17 protein-coding genes are annotated in these 16,744 nt (G+C 69.4%); 11 read left to right on the top strand and 6 right to left on the bottom strand.

Features of this window, described 5'->3' with window-relative positions:
• The first annotated feature begins 6 nt into the window (after window positions 1-6).
• From HUA74_RS04160 to dnaB, 3 genes are all read left to right on the top strand, one after another.
• Entirely contained in the window at window positions 7-1,146 is a 1,140-nt protein-coding gene (locus HUA74_RS04160) for a sensor histidine kinase (protein WP_174453482.1), read from the top strand.
• Window positions 1,143-1,913 (top strand): LytTR family DNA-binding domain-containing protein, encoded by a 771-nt coding sequence (locus HUA74_RS04155; RefSeq protein WP_174453481.1) that lies wholly within the window; start codon window positions 1,143-1,145, stop codon window positions 1,911-1,913. Before HUA74_RS04160 ends, HUA74_RS04155 begins: the two co-directional genes overlap by 4 nt.
• A gap of 99 nt (window positions 1,914-2,012) precedes the next feature.
• Window positions 2,013-3,380, top strand: coding sequence for a replicative DNA helicase (gene dnaB, locus HUA74_RS04150; protein WP_141648518.1), 1,368 nt, complete (start codon window positions 2,013-2,015; stop codon window positions 3,378-3,380).
• Between the two features lie 106 nt (window positions 3,381-3,486).
• Here the strand turns inward: dnaB and HUA74_RS04145 are convergent, their stop codons facing one another.
• Genes HUA74_RS04145 through thiE form a run of 3 tightly spaced genes read right to left on the bottom strand, consistent with a single transcriptional unit; the run spans window position 3,487 to window position 5,666 of the window.
• Window positions 3,487-4,227, bottom strand: a complete 741-nt coding sequence (locus HUA74_RS04145) for a bifunctional hydroxymethylpyrimidine kinase/phosphomethylpyrimidine kinase (protein ID WP_141648519.1) — start codon at window positions 4,225-4,227, stop codon at window positions 3,487-3,489.
• Window positions 4,224-4,988 (bottom strand): gamma-glutamyl-gamma-aminobutyrate hydrolase family protein, encoded by a 765-nt coding sequence (locus HUA74_RS04140; protein ID WP_141648520.1) that lies wholly within the window; start codon window positions 4,986-4,988, stop codon window positions 4,224-4,226. Before HUA74_RS04140 ends, HUA74_RS04145 begins: the two co-directional genes overlap by 4 nt.
• A gap of 21 nt (window positions 4,989-5,009) precedes the next feature.
• Window positions 5,010-5,666: a thiamine phosphate synthase gene (gene thiE / locus HUA74_RS04135; protein ID WP_174453480.1), complete on the bottom strand. Its 657-nt coding sequence runs from the start codon at window positions 5,664-5,666 to the stop codon at window positions 5,010-5,012.
• A gap of 93 nt (window positions 5,667-5,759) precedes the next feature.
• Here thiE and HUA74_RS04130 point away from each other — a divergent pair, with 93 nt between their 5' ends.
• Genes HUA74_RS04130 through HUA74_RS04120 form a run of 3 tightly spaced genes read left to right on the top strand, consistent with a single transcriptional unit; the run spans window position 5,760 to window position 7,035 of the window.
• Window positions 5,760-6,077 (top strand): RNA polymerase subunit sigma, encoded by a 318-nt coding sequence (locus HUA74_RS04130; protein ID WP_141648522.1) that lies wholly within the window; start codon window positions 5,760-5,762, stop codon window positions 6,075-6,077.
• Window positions 6,074-6,388: a DUF1844 domain-containing protein gene (locus HUA74_RS04125; protein ID WP_174453479.1), complete on the top strand. Its 315-nt coding sequence runs from the start codon at window positions 6,074-6,076 to the stop codon at window positions 6,386-6,388. Before HUA74_RS04130 ends, HUA74_RS04125 begins: the two co-directional genes overlap by 4 nt.
• Window positions 6,388-7,035 (top strand): hypothetical protein, encoded by a 648-nt coding sequence (locus tag HUA74_RS04120; RefSeq protein ID WP_141648524.1) that lies wholly within the window; start codon window positions 6,388-6,390, stop codon window positions 7,033-7,035. The genes HUA74_RS04125 and HUA74_RS04120 overlap by 1 nt, the downstream gene beginning before the upstream one ends.
• A 15-nt stretch (window positions 7,036-7,050) precedes the next feature.
• Here HUA74_RS04120 and HUA74_RS04115 read toward each other — a convergent pair whose 3' ends face one another.
• Window positions 7,051-7,581 carry a hypothetical protein gene (locus HUA74_RS04115; protein WP_141648525.1) on the bottom strand — a complete coding sequence of 177 codons (531 nt, stop codon included), beginning with the start codon at window positions 7,579-7,581 and terminating at the stop codon, window positions 7,051-7,053.
• A 238-nt stretch (window positions 7,582-7,819) separates the two neighbouring features.
• On the opposite strand from HUA74_RS04115, the gene clpB reads away from it, so the two are divergent.
• Window positions 7,820-10,444 carry an ATP-dependent chaperone ClpB gene (clpB, locus tag HUA74_RS04110; RefSeq protein ID WP_141648526.1) on the top strand — a complete coding sequence of 875 codons (2,625 nt, stop codon included), beginning with the start codon at window positions 7,820-7,822 and terminating at the stop codon, window positions 10,442-10,444.
• Window positions 10,445-10,511: 67 nt separating this feature from the next.
• Here the strand turns inward: clpB and HUA74_RS04105 are convergent, their stop codons facing one another.
• A complete protein-coding gene (locus HUA74_RS04105) occupies window positions 10,512-11,915 on the bottom strand; it encodes a DUF4157 domain-containing protein (RefSeq protein WP_174453478.1) in 1,404 nt (467 codons plus the stop codon).
• Between the two features lie 157 nt (window positions 11,916-12,072).
• Window positions 12,073-12,663 carry a hypothetical protein gene (locus HUA74_RS04100; protein WP_174453477.1) on the bottom strand — a complete coding sequence of 197 codons (591 nt, stop codon included), beginning with the start codon at window positions 12,661-12,663 and terminating at the stop codon, window positions 12,073-12,075.
• Between the two features lie 159 nt (window positions 12,664-12,822).
• Between HUA74_RS04100 and HUA74_RS04095 the strand changes: the two genes are divergently transcribed.
• The 4 genes from HUA74_RS04095 to HUA74_RS04080 all read left to right on the top strand — a co-directional run bounded on the left by HUA74_RS04095 (window position 12,823) and on the right by HUA74_RS04080 (window position 16,723).
• Window positions 12,823-13,506: a spermidine synthase gene (locus HUA74_RS04095; protein WP_141643536.1), complete on the top strand. Its 684-nt coding sequence runs from the start codon at window positions 12,823-12,825 to the stop codon at window positions 13,504-13,506.
• Window positions 13,507-13,561: 55 nt separating this feature from the next.
• Window positions 13,562-14,134, top strand: a complete 573-nt coding sequence (locus HUA74_RS04090; RefSeq protein WP_174453476.1) for a TetR family transcriptional regulator C-terminal domain-containing protein — start codon at window positions 13,562-13,564, stop codon at window positions 14,132-14,134.
• A gap of 82 nt (window positions 14,135-14,216) precedes the next feature.
• Window positions 14,217-15,305, top strand: coding sequence for an SDR family oxidoreductase (locus HUA74_RS04085; protein ID WP_174453475.1), 1,089 nt, complete (start codon window positions 14,217-14,219; stop codon window positions 15,303-15,305).
• Window positions 15,306-15,406: 101 nt separating this feature from the next.
• On the top strand, window positions 15,407-16,723 hold the full coding sequence (locus HUA74_RS04080) for an amidohydrolase (protein ID WP_174453474.1): 1,317 nt from the start codon (window positions 15,407-15,409) through the stop codon (window positions 16,721-16,723).
• Window positions 16,724-16,744: the final 21 nt, after the last annotated feature.

Here is a 16,744-nt window from a genome sequence, read left to right as displayed (position 1 = left end):
AGAGCCATGGCCGACACCCTCCCGACGTCCGCCCTCGAGGTGCCGCAGTCCCGGTCCTGGCGGTGGCCCCGCTTCCGGTTGCGCCCGGTGCTCGGGGTGCTTGCATTCTGCCTCGTCGTGGGCGTGTCGTATGGCGCCGCGGTGAGGTTGGATCAGCTCGCCAACGGACACACCTCCCTCCCCGCATCGCGGGCCTTCTTCTGGGAAATCACGGGTGCGCTCTCGGCCTGGGTGACGCTGCCCCTCATCCAGACCGCGACGCTGAACGCCCCGTCACCGCGCGCCTCGGGGTGGGCGCGCTTCCTGGGGCTGCACGTGGTGGGATTCGCGCTCTACACCTCCGTGCACATCCTGGTCATGCTGGGCATTCGCTACCTGCTCTACCCGCTGCTGGGCTGGGGTGAGTACGAGTACGGGCCCATGGCCTTCCGACTGCCCATGGAGGTGTCGAAGGACCTGATTGCCTACGGGCTCGCCGTCACCTTCATCAGCCTCTTCACGGCCTGGCGGAATCAACATGCGCGAGCGCTGCGCGAAGCGGAGCTGGAGGGTGAGCTTCGCAGCGCGCAGCTCCAGTCCCTCACCGGCCAGCTCCACCCGCACTTCCTCTTCAACTCGCTGCACACCATCAGCTCGGTCATGTACGAGGACCTGGCGCGAACGGACCGGCTGCTCAGCGACCTGGGACATGTGCTGCGCGCCAGCCTGGAGCGCGCGGAGCCCACGTGGACACTGGCCGAGGAGCGCGCGCATACCGCGCGCTTCGTGGGGCTCCTGTCCGCGCGCTTCGGGGACCGGCTCGCGGTGCACTGGAGCGTGGAGCCGGGCCTGGACTCGGCGCGCGTGCCCTGCTTCGCGTTGCAGACCCTGGTGGAGAACGCGGTGAAGCACAACCAGGACCGCGTGCAGCCGCTGGAGGTGCGCATCCGCGCCAGCGAGACGGCGGGCACATGGCGGCTGGAGGTCGAGGACACGGGCCGAGGCTTCGGCGGTGAATCGCCCGCCTCGGGGACGGGCGTGGGACTGGCGCACCTGGAGCAGATCCTCGCGCTCCTGCACGACGGGCGGGCCCGGCTGGAGAGAGGCCAGGGGCCCGAGGGCGGAGCGCGCGTGTCGCTGACGCTGCCCCTGGGAGCGAAGCCATGACGACCTTCCGCGTGCTGGCGGTGGACGACGAGACACCCGCCCGGGCCAAGGTGCGGCGCTTTCTGGAAGGCGAGTCACGCTTCACGCTGGTGGGCGAGGCCGCGGATGGAACGGAAGCGCTCGCGAGCATCGAGTCGCTGAAGCCAGACCTCGTCATCCTCGACGTGCAGATGCCAGGACTGACGGGCTTCGAGGTGCTGGAGGCGCTCGGGCCGGGAACGGGCCCCGCGGTCATCTTCTCCACCGCGTATGATGGCTTCGCGCTCCGGGCCTTCGAGGCGCACGCGGTGGACTACCTGCTCAAGCCCTACGACGGCGAGCGCTTCGCCCGCGCGCTGGACAAGGCCCATGCGCTGCTGCTCGGTGGAGGCTCGGAGGCCGCGAGGCTCCAGGCGCTCCTGCGAGAAGTGGCCTCGGCGACGCCACGACGCGCGCTGGAGCGGCTGGTGGTGAAGTCGGGTGAGGCGTGGGTGCCGCTGCGCCTGGAGGACGTGTGGCGCCTGTCGTCCGAGGACAAGTACGTGCGCGTGTACACCGCCCAGGGTGAGCATCTGGTGCGCCAGAGCCTGCGCGCGCTGGAGGAGCGGTTGGACCCGGAGCGCTTCGTGCGCATCCACCGCGGAGACATCATCAACCTGGACGCGGTGGCGAAGCTGGAGCCCTGGAGCCACGGAGACGGAATCCTCGTGCTGAGGAACGGCACGACGGTGGTGCTCAGCCGCACGTGGCGTGAAGCATTCCTCCAGCGTTGGGGAATGGAAGGCTGATTGCGGGTAGGTCCACCTTCCTCCGCCCACCCGCCGCTACAGGTCTGTGGCGGAATATTTCTGCCATGTCAGAGCCGCCTGTAGAGTGGGCGGGCAGCCATGGAGAACTCCCTAGACCTCAGAGATGGGCGAAAGGTCCACGAGGACCTGGCCGCCGAGCGTGCAGTGCTCGGCGCCGTACTCGCGGACAACACGCTCATCGCTGCCGTAGGCGAAGTGGTCCACGCGGACGACTTCTCCAGCCCCGCGCACGCGCAGATTTTCGCGGCGATGATTCGCCTGGACGGAAAGCAGCAACAGGTCGACCACCTGACGCTGGCTGAAGAACTCAAGGTCCTGGGACACCTCGTCGCCGTGGGCGGCCCCGCGTACCTGATGCGGTTGGACCAGGTGGTTCCGCTGGCCTCCAACGCCGTCCAGTACGCGAACATCGTCAAGGACCAGGCGCTGCGACGCCGGCTGGCGAACGTCGGCCGCGAAATCCAGGACCTCGCCAGCCAGGAGACGGGCGAGCTGGAGGTGTTGCTCGACGAGGCCGAGCGCAAGGTGTTCCTCCTCGCGGAGAAGAAGCGCGAGGGAGACCTGCGGCCCGTCAGCGAGCTGATGGAGCACACGCTCGATCTGCTCGACAAGATGAAGGCGGCGTCGACGGGCATCACGGGCCTGTCCACCGGCTACATCGACCTGGACAACCAGCTCACGGGGCTGCACGCCGGTGAGCTCATCATCCTCGCGGCGCGTCCCGGCGTCGGCAAGACGTCCTTCGCGATGAACATCGCGGTGAACGCGGCGCTGAAGGAGAACAAGGCCGTTGGCATCTTCAGCCTGGAAATGCCCGCCGACCAGCTCCTGATGCGTCTGCTCGCGTCCACCGCGCGCGTGGACATGAAGAAGCTGCGTGGCGGCCGGCTCTCTCCGCACGACGAGGAGAAGTTCCAGGAGATGGCGGGTGCCCTCTACAACGCGCCCATCTACATCGACGACTCGGGTGGCCTGTCTCCGTTCGACCTGCGCGCCAAGGCGCGCCGCGTGAAGCAGAAGGACCCGCGCCTGTCGCTCCTCATCATCGACTACCTCCAGTTGATGCATCAGAAGGGCAAGGTGGAGAGCCGCCAGTTGGAAGTCGCCGAAATCTCCCGCGCGCTCAAGCAGTTGGCCAAGGAGCTGGAGGTCCCCATCATCGCGCTCAGTCAGCTCAGCCGTAAGGTCGAGGAGCGCAAGGGCGGCAAGCCCATGCTGTCGGACCTGCGTGAGTCCGGCTCCATCGAACAGGACGCCGACGTGGTGATGTTCATCCACCGCGAGGAGACGGAAGAAGGGGGCGAGGCGCCGCCTCAGTCGCAGTCAAACACCGTCATCCCCGTCGAGCTCATCATCGCCAAGCAGCGCAACGGGCCCATCGGCGAAATCTCCCTGGTGTTCCTCGCCGAGTACACCCGCTTCGAAAGCCGCAGCCGGGCCGAGTAACACCAGCGCGCGACGTGCCCGGCCCGCCCTGCTCCGCGCCCGTGCGCAGGTAGCGCACCACCTACCTCCGGGCCGCGCGAGTACGGTGCGACGTGCCCGGCCCGCCCTACTCCGCGCCCGTGCGCAGGTAGCGCACCACCAGGGCCCGAGCCACGCGCGTGGCGGCCTCCAGCGTGCGGCCCCGCCCCAGCTCCGTCGCCAGCGCGGAGGCCAGCCGACACCCCGTGCCACGACGCTCGGGCGCGCGCGCCAGTCGCTGGCCCTTCAACACACGGACGCCTTCGGGCGTGGCCAGCACATCCGCCAACCCCCGCGCATCCGGCAGGTGCCCGCCCTTCACCAGCACCGCGCCGAAGCCGTGCTCCACCAGCGCGACAGCGGCCTCACGCGCCGCCCCCACCGTGTCCGGTACGGGCCTGCCCAGCAGCCACCCGGCTTCGTCCAGGTTCGGGGTGAGCACGACACGCGGGCCCGCGAGCGACAGGTAGCGCCGGGCAGACAAACGGGACAACAGCTGCCCCCGAGACGTCCGCACCACCGGGTCCACCACCCACCAGGCCCGCGTCCCGGCCAGCGCGGCGCTCGCGGCCTCGAGTTGCGCGAGGCCCGGCACCATGCCCCACTTCACCGCGTGCACCTCACCCAGCTCGCGCGCGGCGATCAGCTGCGCACGCACCACGCGGGGCGGAGACGCCACCCAGGAGAAGGTGACACGGCCCTGCGCCGTCTGCGCCAGGGGCACCGCCACCGGCTGCCCTTCCAGCGCACGCACCGCCGCCACATCCGCCAGCAGCCCCGCTCTTCCCGTGGGCTCGAGTCCCGCCAACAGGACGACGCGCGGAATCACCGCCGATGCTCTCGCGCTTTCTGGATGAAGGACTTGTACAGCCCCACGTGCACGGGAATCGTCGTCGCCATGTACTCGGGATGCCACTGCACGCCCACCGCGAAGGCGTGGGTGGTGGACTCGATGGCCTCCACCACGCCGTCGGGCGCCATCGCGCAGATGCTCACGTCGCGCCCGGGGCTGCGCACCGACTGGTGATGCGTGGAGTTCACCATGAGCTGGCCGTGCCCCACCGCCTCCGCGAGCAGCGAGCCGCTGCGCACGTCCACCGGATGCTGAGGCTGCGTGCGGTCATGCTTCTGCTCGTGCTCACGAGCGCCCTGCACCTCACGGCCGATGTCCTGGAACAGCGTGCCACCCAACACCACGTTGAGCAGCTGCATGCCGCCACAGACGCCCAGCACCGGCATGTTGCGCTTGAGCGCCCCGCGCATCAGCGCCGCCTCGAACGCGGTGCGCCCTTCCTTCAGCGCGCCCAGTCCCTCGCGCGCCGTTTCCCCATACGCCTCTGGAGGAATGTCGAAGGCGCCGCCAGTGACGAGCAGTCCGGACACGCGGTCCAGATACGCGTCCACACACGTGGGGTCGTCCGCGTACGGCAGGACGAACGGAAGGCCCCCGGCGCGCAGCACCGCGTCGGCGTAGGGCACCTTCAGCTCGTACCGCGCGAAGGGCTGATCCTCGGGCTGGCTCCAGTCCGGGGTAATGCCGATGTTGGGCCGCCGGGGCGGCTGGCCATGGTGACGCGGATGATTGTTCATGGGGGGGTCCGTCGGTCGAACCTACCCCCCCACACGTCCCCGTTCAAACGCAGCCGTCAGCAGGCGCACCCGCTCGGCGATATCCTGGGCGAGCAGGACGTCCGAAACCACCGCCGCGCCATGCGCGCCCGACGCGGCCACCCGCCCCACGTTCTCCAGCCCCACGCCACCAATGCCCACCACCGGCAGCGGACTGTCAGTCACGACCCGCGCCAGCCCCTCCAGCCCCAGCACCGGTGCGGGCACCTGCTTCGTCGTCGTGCCGAAGACGGGCCCCACGCCCACGTAGTCCGCGCCCGCCTCTCGCGCCGCCCTCGCGCGCTCGGCGTCTCGCACCGTGACGCCCACCAGGCGACCAGGCCCCAGGAGCGCGCGCGCCGCCTCCGCGGGCAGGTCCTCATCGCCCACGTGCACGCCATCCGCGTCCGCCAGCAGCGCCAGGTCCACCCTGTCGTTGAGCAGGCACACCGCGCCCGCGCGCCGACACAACCGGACGACCTCCCGAGCCACGGACAGCGCCTCGCGCACCGGCGTTCGCTTCATGCGCAGTTGCACCACCCGCGCTCCACCCGCGAGCATCCGCTCCGCCTTGAGAACCAGGGGCATGTCCACCCGCACGGTGTCGTCGCACAGCAGATACAGTCCCGGGGGAAGCAGCGGACGGGGCGGGGCGTTCATCGGCACCAGGAAGGCGGGACGGCGGCGTTGACAGTCGCCCCCTCTGCTATAAGGTAGCGCGCTATTTTCCAAGCAATTCCGAGGATTTGAAACATGGCGGACACGGTGGACCCCAAGTATCTCGATAAGCGCACCGCGGAGCGGTACCTGCGCTCGGGCCAGTTGGACGAGAAAGCGCACGAGCGCCACCTCAAGGGCCTGCCGGATGTGGCGGACAAGGCCACGCCGGTGGAGACCTTCATGGATGACGACGTCGACGACGACTACGACGACGAAGAGGATGACCTCGACGAAGAGGACGAGGCGGACGACGAGGATGAGTCCTCCGACGCGGCCGATGAGACGGCCTCTTCCTCCGATGAGGCCGAGGGCAAGGATGAGCCCGAGGGCGAGGAGCCTGGCACCCCATGAGCCCCGTGGACGAGAAGCGCGGCGAGACCTTCGTGATGCGGGGGGAAGCGCGCTCCGCGTCCGAGGAGGCCATCTCCTTCAGCACGTTCATCGTGGGGTTGGGCACCGCGGTGCTCATCCACCTCGGTGACGCGCCGAACCCGGAGACGGGCCAGACGTCGAAGGACTTGCCGTTGGCCCGGCAGAACCTGGACCTGTTGTCGATGTTGCGGCAGAAAACGCGGGGCAACCTGACGCCGGACGAGGAGAAGCTCTTCGACGGATTGCTCGCGGATCTGCGCCTGCGCTTCGTGGAGGCAAGCAAGCGGTGATGGCGTCGGCTCCCCGCTCGGGCAGGCTTCCCGGGCGCATTCGTTTCGCGGCCCTCGCGTGTGTCGTGCTCGCCATCTTCACGGGCTGGGGCGCGCTGAACGAGGCCATGGAGATGGCCCACTTCTACGAGGTCCGCTCCCGGCACATGGAGGCCAGCCCTCCGTTCCTCCTGGGCAGCGACCCCGCCGTCCTCCAGAAGCTGCTGGAGGTGCAGTACCAGGCCCTGGAGCCCATGCGAGAGCCGCGCGCCGTACTGATGGGCGTGCTCGCCGTGGCGTGCGCCTTCGTCTTCGTCTCCGCGTCCAACATTCTGCGCTCGGGCGGACTGCCTCGGGACGCCTTGCGCAAGATGCTCGGCCGCGCCGCGCTCACGGTGGCGGTGCTGCGCACCATCGACGGCGCCCAGTGGGCCGTGGTGTCCCGCCGCGTGGGCGTCACGCTCGCCCAGACACTCACCCAGCGCCCCGAGTACCAGGACCCCACGACAGCCGAGGTCGTCACCAGCGTGGCGCCCTGGATGGCCCTGGGACTGACGGTGCTGGGGACGGCCGTCATCGCGGGCACCTTCGCCCTGCTCGGCCAGTACTTCCGCAGTGACACCGTGAGAGACGCGCTCGTCGCCCAGGACAGCCCGGCGGACGGCTAGCAGCCTCCCGGAATGTCAGTGGGCGTGGGGTGCCACGCCGCCCGGCAACAGGGCCTCCAGCGCGGACTCCACGTCCGCCGAGGAGTCCTCCTCCAGCGACAGCACCCGCCCCAGCCCCGCCCGAGGCAGCCTCAGCAGCTCCTTGCGCGACAGCCCGAAGACGTGCGCCAGGTGCCCCATGGGCCAGCGCGACTGCATGTGCGTGAAGGCCGCTTCGTCCAGGTCCTCGGGACGGCCCTCGGGCAGCTCCACGTTGTCGTAGACCACCCGCTCGCCACCCACGCGTCGACCGTTGCCGTAGGCGAGGACTTCCTCACCCTCGTCCGGGTCATAGACGTAGGCATGCACCGTGGCGTTGGCCGCCCGGGACAGCAGCCGGGGCAGCGCATGGTGCGCGGCATACCAGTGCGCGCCCGGCCGGCCCTGCGTGAAGGGGCCCACGTAGGCCAGCCGCACCACCTTGCGGCGCCGATTGACCGACACCTGCAGGCCCGTGGCGCCCGATGCGCCGTCCAGCCGCAGCGCTTCACGGGCCTGCCGGAGCAAATCCAGCCCGCCGAAGCTTTCGAGTCGAATGAGATAGCCGCCGTGCGCTTCCAGAGTCAGCCCCCCGAGGGTGGGCGCCGCCTATAACCGAGCCTTGCCCCTGATGGCAACTCAAGCACCTCGAAAATCCAGCCGCTACCAGGAGTCCAAAGTATTCCGCTTCTGGCGCAGTCGTGACACCGCGCGTTAACTTCCTGAGGTCGATTGCCAAGGTCGAGCCGACTCTTACGTTGAGTGTATGCGACTCGATAAGTTCACGGTGAAGGCGCAGGAAGCCATCCAGGAAGGCCAGACGCTGGCCCGCCGCGCCGACAATCCCCAGTACGAGCCTGAGCACCTGGCCGCGGCGCTGTTGGGACAGAAGGACGGAATCGTCGACCCCCTGCTGCGCAAGCTTGGCGCCGACGTGAAGCTGTTCTCGTCCCGCCTGGGTGAAGCCCTGGGCAAGCTGCCCAAGATGCAGGGCGGCGAGAGCGCCATGCTGGGCCAGCGCCTGCTCAAGACGTTCGACAAGGCGGAGGACGAGGCCAAGGCGCTCAAGGACGAGTTCATCTCGTCCGAGCATCTGCTGCTCGCGTTGACCCAGGACAAGGGCACGACGGGCGAGGTCATGAAGGCGTCCGGCATCACCCGCGAGCGGGTGGTGGCCGCCCTCAAGGAGGTCCGCGGCTCCGGGCGCGTGACGAGCCAGGACGCGGAGTCCACCTATCAGGCGCTGGAGAAGTACGGGCGGGACCTCACGGAGGCGGCGCGCGCGGGGAAGCTGGACCCCGTCATCGGTCGCGACGAGGAGATTCGCCGCTGCATCCAGGTGCTCAGCCGGCGCACGAAGAACAACCCGGTGCTCATCGGCGAGCCGGGCGTGGGCAAGACGGCCATCGCCGAGGGGCTGGCGCGGCGCATCGTCGACGGCGACGTGCCGGAGGGCCTGAAGAACAAGCAGCTCATCACGCTGGACATGGGCGCCCTGGTGGCCGGCGCCAAGTTCCGCGGTGAGTTCGAGGAGCGGCTCAAGGCGGTGCTCAAGGAGGTCGCCGACGCGTCCGGGCAGGTCATCCTCTTCATCGACGAAATCCACACGATTGTGGGCGCGGGCAAGGCAGAGGGGGCCATGGACGCGGGCAACATGCTCAAGCCGGCGCTGGCGCGCGGCGAGCTGCACTGCATTGGCGCGACGACGCTGGACGAGTACCGCAAGCACATTGAAAAGGACGCGGCCCTGGAGCGCCGGTTCCAGCCCGTCTTCGTGGGCGAGCCCAGCGTGCACGACACCATCAGCATCCTTCGCGGGCTGAAGGAGCGCTACGAGGTGCACCACGGCGTGCGCATCCAGGACACCGCGCTGGTGGCCGCCGCCACGCTCAGCCACCGCTACATCGCGGACCGCTTCCTGCCGGACAAGGCCATCGACCTCATCGACGAGGCCGCCAGCCGCCTGCGCATCGAAATCGACTCCATGCCCACCGAGCTGGACGACATGCGCCGGAAGATGACGCAGCTCCAGATTGAGAAGGAGGGCCTGCGCAAGGAGACGGACCCGCACTCGCAAGAGCGCCTGGCGGCCATCGAGAAGGAGCTGGCCAACCTGCGCGAGCGCTTCGACGCGCTCAAGGTCCACTGGGACGCGGAGAAGACGGCCATCGGCGCCATCCGGACGCTGAAGGAGAAGCTGGAGAAGGTGAAGAACGACCAGGTCGCCGCCGAGCGACAGGGCGACCTCAACCGCGCCGCGGAGCTGAAGTTCGGCGTCCTGCCCTCCCTGGAGAAGGAGGTCCAGACGCAGAACAGCAAGCTCCTGGAGCTGCAGAAGAAACAGAAGTTCCTCAAGGAGGAGGTGGACTCCGAGGACATCGCCGCCGTGGTGGCCAAGTGGACGGGCATCCCCGTCTCGCGGCTGATGGAGGGCGAGGTCCACAAGCTGGTCCACATGGAGGACCGGCTGGCCCAGCGGGTGATTGGTCAGCGAAGCCCGATTGAGGCGGTGTCCAACGCCGTGCGCCGCGCGCGCAGCGGATTGCAGGACCCGAACCGGCCCATCGGCTCGTTCATCTTCCTGGGCCCCACGGGCGTGGGAAAGACGGAGACGGCGAAGGCGCTGGCGGAGTTCCTCTTCGATGACGACACGGCCATGGTCCGCATCGACATGTCCGAGTTCATGGAGAAGCACGCCGTGGCCCGACTGGTGGGCGCGCCTCCGGGCTACGTCGGCTACGAGGAGGGCGGCCAGCTCACGGAGGCGGTGCGCCGCCGTCCCTACACGGTGGTGCTCTTCGACGAAATCGAGAAGGCGCACCCGGACGTCTTCAACATCCTGCTCCAGATTCTGGATGAGGGCCGGCTGACGGACAGCCAGGGTCGCACCGTGGACTTCAAGAACACGGTGCTCATCATGACGTCCAACCTGGGCTCCGCCGATATCCAGGCGGGCATGGCGGGCAAGGAGGAACTGGACGACAAGACGCGCGAGGACGTCATGGACGCGCTGCGCGGCCACTTCCGCCCGGAGTTCCTCAACCGCGTGGACGAAATCGTCATCTTCGAGCCGCTGCGCAAGAAGGACATCTACCGCATCGTCGACATCCAGCTCGCGAAGCTGGACAAGCTGCTCGCCGACAAGCGGCTGTCGCTGGAGTTGACCGACGCGGCCCGCGAGATGCTGGCGGAACGCGGGTACGACCCGACGTACGGCGCGCGGCCCCTGAAGCGCGCGGTGCAGAAGAACCTGTTGGATCCGCTGGCGCTCAAGGTGCTCAGCGGCGAGTTCCTCCCGGGTGACACCATCCAGGCGGACGCCGGCCCCACCGGGCTCACCTTCGCCAAGGTGCTGGTGGACAACTCGAAGAAGGTGAAGCGCGCGGAGTAGCGCGGACCGTGCCGGCCCCCTGCCCCGTCATCCTGGACGGGCGGGGGCGCCCCACGGCCCTCCTGCCTCAGTCGGATTCCGAGCCGGACGCGTCCGTGATTTCGGCATCCGAGTCGTCGGGGTCGCCACGCCCCCAATGTGCCTCCATGTTGGCCACCATCGACGGGATGTCCGGGTAGAGCCTCGCGAAGGCCCGGGGATAGGCCAGCCGGATGGAGCGGGCATGCTGCTCGAAGATGAGCGCCCGGAGTTCATCCAGGTCCTGGGTCGTGTCGTCCGGACTCAAGCCGAAGGCCCGGTACTCCGCGGTGGCGCTGTTCCCGTCTTCGTCCGTCTGGACGTCCGTCACGGTGTCGAAGTCGAAGAGTCCGAGCAGGGCGCCCCGCAGCTCGGCGTTGGTGACGCCTCCACCACCGACCTGGTTGCCCGCCCGGGCCATCGCGGCGTCGCCCGCCACCGCCCCCGCGCCACCTCCGAAGTTCGCCTGGGACAGCGGCAGCTTGCTGCGCACGACAATCCACTGCTGGGCGTAGGCCTGTATCGCGAAGGCCTGCGCGGGTGTGCCCGCGGCCGCGGCGTTGGCCGCCGCGCGTCGGGCCGCCAGTTCGGCAATCTCCGCCTCGGCCTCTTCCTGCTTGCCAGCCTCCAGGCTGTCGACCAGGTCCCATCCCGGCAGATTCCGCAGGTGGCCATCCAGGGTGTTCATGTTGTTGAGGGCCTGGGCGAAGTTCCGGTTGAGCAACGCCCGGTCGAGCGTGTCCAGGTACGTCTGCCAGGGCGTGGTGTGGTGACGCTCCTGGGGCCACAGGGAGCCCGCGCGTCCGCCCACGTTCACGTTGTTGATGTTCCCCGCCCCGTTGATCCCCAGTTGAACCGCCACGCGCTGGATGGGCTCGAGCGACGTGTCGCCCGAGACGGGAGCGACCTTGCGCTGAAAGGGCTCGGAGTCGATGGTGGGCCCGGTCAGCTTCAGGCCCGAGGCGCGCGAACCCATCAGGTCGGCCTCAGACTCCAGGCCCGGCGCATCGTTGAGGGACTCGCCCTGTAGCTGCGTCGTGGGACGCACGCGCCCCTGCTTCTGCTGCACGACGTGCCAGGCCTCGTGGGCCAGGTGCTTCTCCTGCCCCGGCGCGACGTGGATGTCCGAGCCCTGCGTGTACGCCAGGGCCTGGAGCTGCGCGGGCGCTGACGAGTTGTAGTGGACGCGCACGTCGTCCATTGCCATTCCAGAGAGCGCCTCCACTCCAGACTTCAAGCCGTCGGGCAGTCCGGTGTCGTTGCTCGGAGCGGCACGGCGCTGGAGCGTCTGGGCCTGCTTCGCCTGGGCGACCACCCGGGGCGATGCGTCGAAGGTCTGCTGGAGTTGGCCCAGCGCGCGCGTCCGGGAGTTTCCTCCCTCGGTGGCTCCGGAGGAGGAGGCGGCGTGTGACTCGTCCCGCGTGGACAGCGACTCCTGCACGAACACGCCCATGCGATGTCTCTCCTGGAGACACGCAATGTAGCGTGCACGCTTCAGGGGCTGACAGGATGCCCCGGGTGTCGCGCGCGTCAGCCGGCGTCACACCGGGGGACGTCTCCTCCCTGCATGGGACGTGGAGGGTGGAGTCCCCACGTCCCGGCGCGTCCACTCACGACGGAGAGGGCGGCGCCTGCGACGCATCCGCGCCGTCCGCGCGAATCTTGCGCGAGTTGTCCAGCAGCTCCTTCCAGGAGTCCTCGTACTCCCCGCGCAGCCTGGACCACTCACCGCCCTTGGCCGACATCAGACGGCGCAGGGCATCCCCCGTGCTCTTGAAGGAGCCGCGCAGGAACTGGAGTTCCTGCTTCGTGAGCAGCGAGTCCTCCGCCCGCGACTGGGCGATGCTCGCCTCCCAACCGTCGAACTGGGCGCCAAGTTCACGCAGCTCGGCTTCGCGCTTGCGCTCGTACGTCGCGCGCCTCACGCCCGCCTTCTCCTCCGCGTCGACGAGAGACTTGTTCGTGTCATCACAGGCCCGGAGCAGCTCCTTCTTGCCCCGCTCGAAGTCCTCCGTGCCGCGCTGGCGCCACTCCTCCAGCTTGCCGCGGAAGGCCTCGCGCCGCTGCTTCACGCCATGCAGCTCCTTCACCTCCTCGTCCGCCTTGCGGATGTCGGACTGCGCCTCGACTTCGGCGATTCGCGCATCGATTCGCTTCTTCTCGGCGTCCATCTTCTGCAGGTAAGCCTCGCGCTCGTTCATGGTCTGGGTTCCTCCTGGGCCGCGCCGCTCGGTGGCGGCGGCTCGCGAGGGTATGGATGCGGATGACCCCTGGCGTCGGGCACAGGCGACGGCACGAGGGCACGAGGTGTCGTGCGGAGTGCTTGACCCCGGGCCGGCTCCGGGCGAAGAGCCGTGCCCATGAAGCCCTGGGAGACACTCGAGAGCGCGAACCTTCCGGACGTGGGGGAGCTGACCCTGGTCCGCAGAGGGGACGAGTACGTCCTGCGCGTGCGCGGACAGACGCTGATGTCCAGCCGGATGCACGGCTCGGAGGAAGCGCTCGCGAAGGCAGGCTGCGCTGGCGTGGTGACCTCCGGAACCGGGCGGGTGCTCGTCGGAGGGCTTGGCTTCGGCTACACCGCGCGCGCCGTGCTGGACACCGTGGGCCCGGGCGTCCGCGTCTCCGTGGTGGAGCTGCTGCCCACCGTCGTCGCCTGGAACCGGGGACCCCACCTCGCGCCTCTCGCCGGCGCCCCCCTCGAGGACAAGCGCGTCACCGTCATCGAGGGAGATGTCGGCGACGTGATGGCCCACCACTCCGCCACCTTCGACGCCATCCTCCTCGACGTGGACAACGGGCCCAGCGCCCTCACCCACCCGGACAACCAAGGCCTCTACGGCCTGCCTGGGCTCTCCAACGCCGCCAGGGCGCTGCGCTCCGGAGGCACGCTCGCCGTCTGGAGCGCGGGCCCCGCCCCCGCCTTCGAGCGCCGCATGGAGAAGTGCGGCTTCACCGTCGAGGTCCTCCACCCCCACGCCCACGGCACCAAGGGCCCTCGCCACGTCCTCTTCATCGGCAAGCTGGGCAGGAGTCGCCGCTGAAGTCCGGCCCCAGAAGGGCTCGACAGAATATGACGAGCGGTATATTCATCTCCTCGTGAGCAAGGGAGAAGACACACGCCGGCGGATGATCGCCGCGGCGGCGGAGATGCTGGAGCGCTCGGGCTATGCGGGCGCGGGCATCCAGGAGCTGCTGGAGGCTGGCAAGGCGCCTCGGGGCTCGCTCTACTTCCACTTCCCTGGCGGCAAGGAGCAGCTCGCGGTGGAGGCGCTCCAGGTCTCCGCCTCGGAAGTCACCCGGCTGCTCGACGCGCACCTCGCCACGGAGCGGGGACTCGTCGCCGGGCTGCGTCGCGCGCTGGCGACGCTGGCGGACCGGGCGGAGGCGTCCGGCTTCGAGAAGGGCTGCCCTGTCTCGGCCGTGGTCCTCTCGTCGGGCGCCACCCCTGAACCCGTGCGCGCCGCGGCAGCCGAGGCCCTGCGCACCTGGCAACAGCTCCTCACCGAGCGACTCCGCGCGGAGGGCCTCACGCCCACCGAGTCGCGGCGACGCGCGGCCCTGCTGCTCTCCTCCATCGAAGGCGCCCTGTTGCTGATGCGCGCCCACCGAAGTCGAGCTCCCGTCGAGGAGCTCTCGAAGGAACTGGAGCGCCTGCTCTCACTGGACTGACAGCGGCCCCGAGCCGACGCGGATGGGCCGCGTGGGATCCACTCCAGAATATGTAGACTGGTCTAGATATATCGAGGTCATCATGAACGCGACATCACCAGATGCACTTGTCATCGGCTCTACGGGATTGATAGGGCGTTGGCTCGTGCCGGAGCTCACGCGGCGGGGCCAGCGGGTGGCCCTGCTGTCACGCAACGCGCGGGCTCGGGCCCAGGAGTACCGGGACTGGGTGGCCGGGCTGGGAGGCGCACCCGAGCAGCTCGTGTTCCTGGAGGGCGACCTGGATGCGCCACGACTGGGACTGAGCGCCGAGGATGAGGCTGTGCTTCAGGGCGCGCGCGACGTGTTCCATCTGGGCGCTCGCTTCGCCTGGAACCTGTCCGCCGATGCGGCTCGGCGCACCAACGTCGAGGGCACCCGCGCCGTGGTGGAGCTGGCCTCCCGACTGCCCGCGCTGCGACGACTCGTCCTCGTGGGCGGATATCGCATCGGCCCTCGACTCGATGCCTCGGGCGAAGTCGTCCCCGCGCCCACGTTGGGCTTCACGGGCTCGGGCGCCTATGAGGCCTCGAAGGCGCTCGCGCATCGGGTGGCACTGGAGACCGCCGCGCGACTCGGTGTTCCCGTCACCACCGTGCATCCGTCCACTGTCATCGGCGACAGTCGCACCGGAGCGACGGTGCAGAGCCTGGGCCTCGGAGACACCTTGCAGCGCGTCCACGCGGGGACGATGCCCGTGCTGCTGGGCACGCCGGAGACCTTCGTTCCCGTGGTGGCCGTGGACACCCTGGCGCGCTTCCTCGCCGGCGTGGCGGAGCTGCCGGAGACGCAGGGCCAGGAGTACACGCTGCTGGACCCGAGCACTCCTCCACTCCACCAGCTCGTGCGCTGGGCGGCGGAGCGCTCCGGTCGACGAGCACCGCGCTTCGCACTGCCCGTCTCGTGGGTGCGTTGGTTGCCGGAGCGCCTGCTCGGCGCGGCCACGGAGTCGCTCGACTTCCTCGACACGGCCCGCTACCCGGTGGAACCGGCGCTCGCGCTGGCCCGGCGCATGGGCGTGGAGCTTCCTCCGGTCGCCACGGTGCTCGACCGCTGGTTCGACTTCCTGCGCGCCACGGACTTCGCCCCCGATGTCGCGCGGGCCCGCACCGCATCGGTGCGTCCAGCCTGACCCCAGCCGAGCGGAGCCAGGAGCGCCGCGCGCTCCTCCCACCGAAAGCCTCGTCCTGTGGTGTAGTGGCGCGGCTCTCGACACGGACCGGAGACCTCCTGGTGAACCGCCCTTCCCTGCTGGCCTTGCTCGTCGTCCTCCTGACCGCGCCCGTGGGGCGTGCACTCGCGGCGCAGCCCTCCACCGTGCTGGGGGGCCTGGATGGCCTCTATCCGGAGCTGGACATCTTCTACCGGGACCTGCACCAGAACCCGGAGCTGTCGTTCCAGGAGGAGAAGACCGCCGCGAAGCTCGCCGAGCGCCTGCGCAAGCTGGGCTTCGACGTCACCACCGGCGTCGGCGGCACGGGTGTCGTCGCGCTGCTGCGCAACGGGCCGGGCCCCACCGTCATGCTGCGCACGGACCTGGACGGGCTGCCCATGGAGGAGAAGACGGGCCTGCCCTACGCGAGCAAGGTGACGGTGAAGAACGGCGAGGGCCAGACGGTGTCGGTGATGCACGCGTGCGGACATGACGTGCACATGACGGTGTGGCTGGGCACCGCCACGCTGCTGTCCAAGAAGAAGGACCAGTGGCGCGGCACGCTGATGCTGGTGGGCCAGCCCGCGGAGGAGATTGGCGCGGGCGCGCGGAAGATGCTGGCCGACGGCCTCTTCAAGCGCTTCCCCAAGCCCGACTTCGCGGTGGCCCTCCACAACACCACCGCCGCTCCCGCGGGACGCGTGGAGTACGTGTCCGGCTACGCGATGGCGCATGTGGACTCGGTGGACATCACCCTCTACGGCAAGGGCGGCCACGGCGCGTATCCGCACACCACGGTGGACCCCATCGTCATGGCGGCGCGCACCGTGCTCGCGCTCCAGTCGGTGGTCAGCCGGGAGAAGCATCCCCTGGAGCCCGGCGTCATCACCGTGGGCTCCATCCAGGGCGGCACCAAGCACAACATCATCCCGGACGAGGTGCGCCTCCAGCTCACCGTGCGCTCGTACAAGCCGGAGGTGCGCAAGGCGCTGCTCGACGGAATCGACCGCGTCGCGAAGGCGGAGGCCCTCGCCTCCGGCGCCCCCCGTCCTCCCAAGGTCGAAGTCACGGAGGGCACGCCCGCCACGTACAACGACCCTGCGCTCACCCGCCGACTCACCGACGCCGTGGTGCGCGTGCTGGGCGAGAAGAACGTGGGCGAGGCCCAGCCCGTCATGGGCGGCGAGGACTTCTCCGAGTACGGCCGCGCGGGAGTCCCCGCGGTCATGCTCTGGCTCGGCGCCGTGGAGCCCCTGCGCTTCACCCAGTCCCGCTCGGGGGGCGAGCCGCTCCCCTCTCTCCACTCTTCCGGCTTCATCCCGGACCGCGAGCGCACGCTGCGCACGGGTGTCACCGCACTGACAACGTCGGCGCTGGAGCTGTTGGGCAAGCCCTGAATCGCCTTGTTAGAACGGCGG

It is taken from the genome of Myxococcus sp. CA051A (assembly GCF_013336705.1).
GTDB lineage: Bacteria > Myxococcota > Myxococcia > Myxococcales > Myxococcaceae > Myxococcus > Myxococcus llanfairpwllgwyngyllgogerychwyrndrobwllllantysiliogogogochensis.
This window is presented reverse-complemented; position numbering and strand designations above follow the sequence as displayed.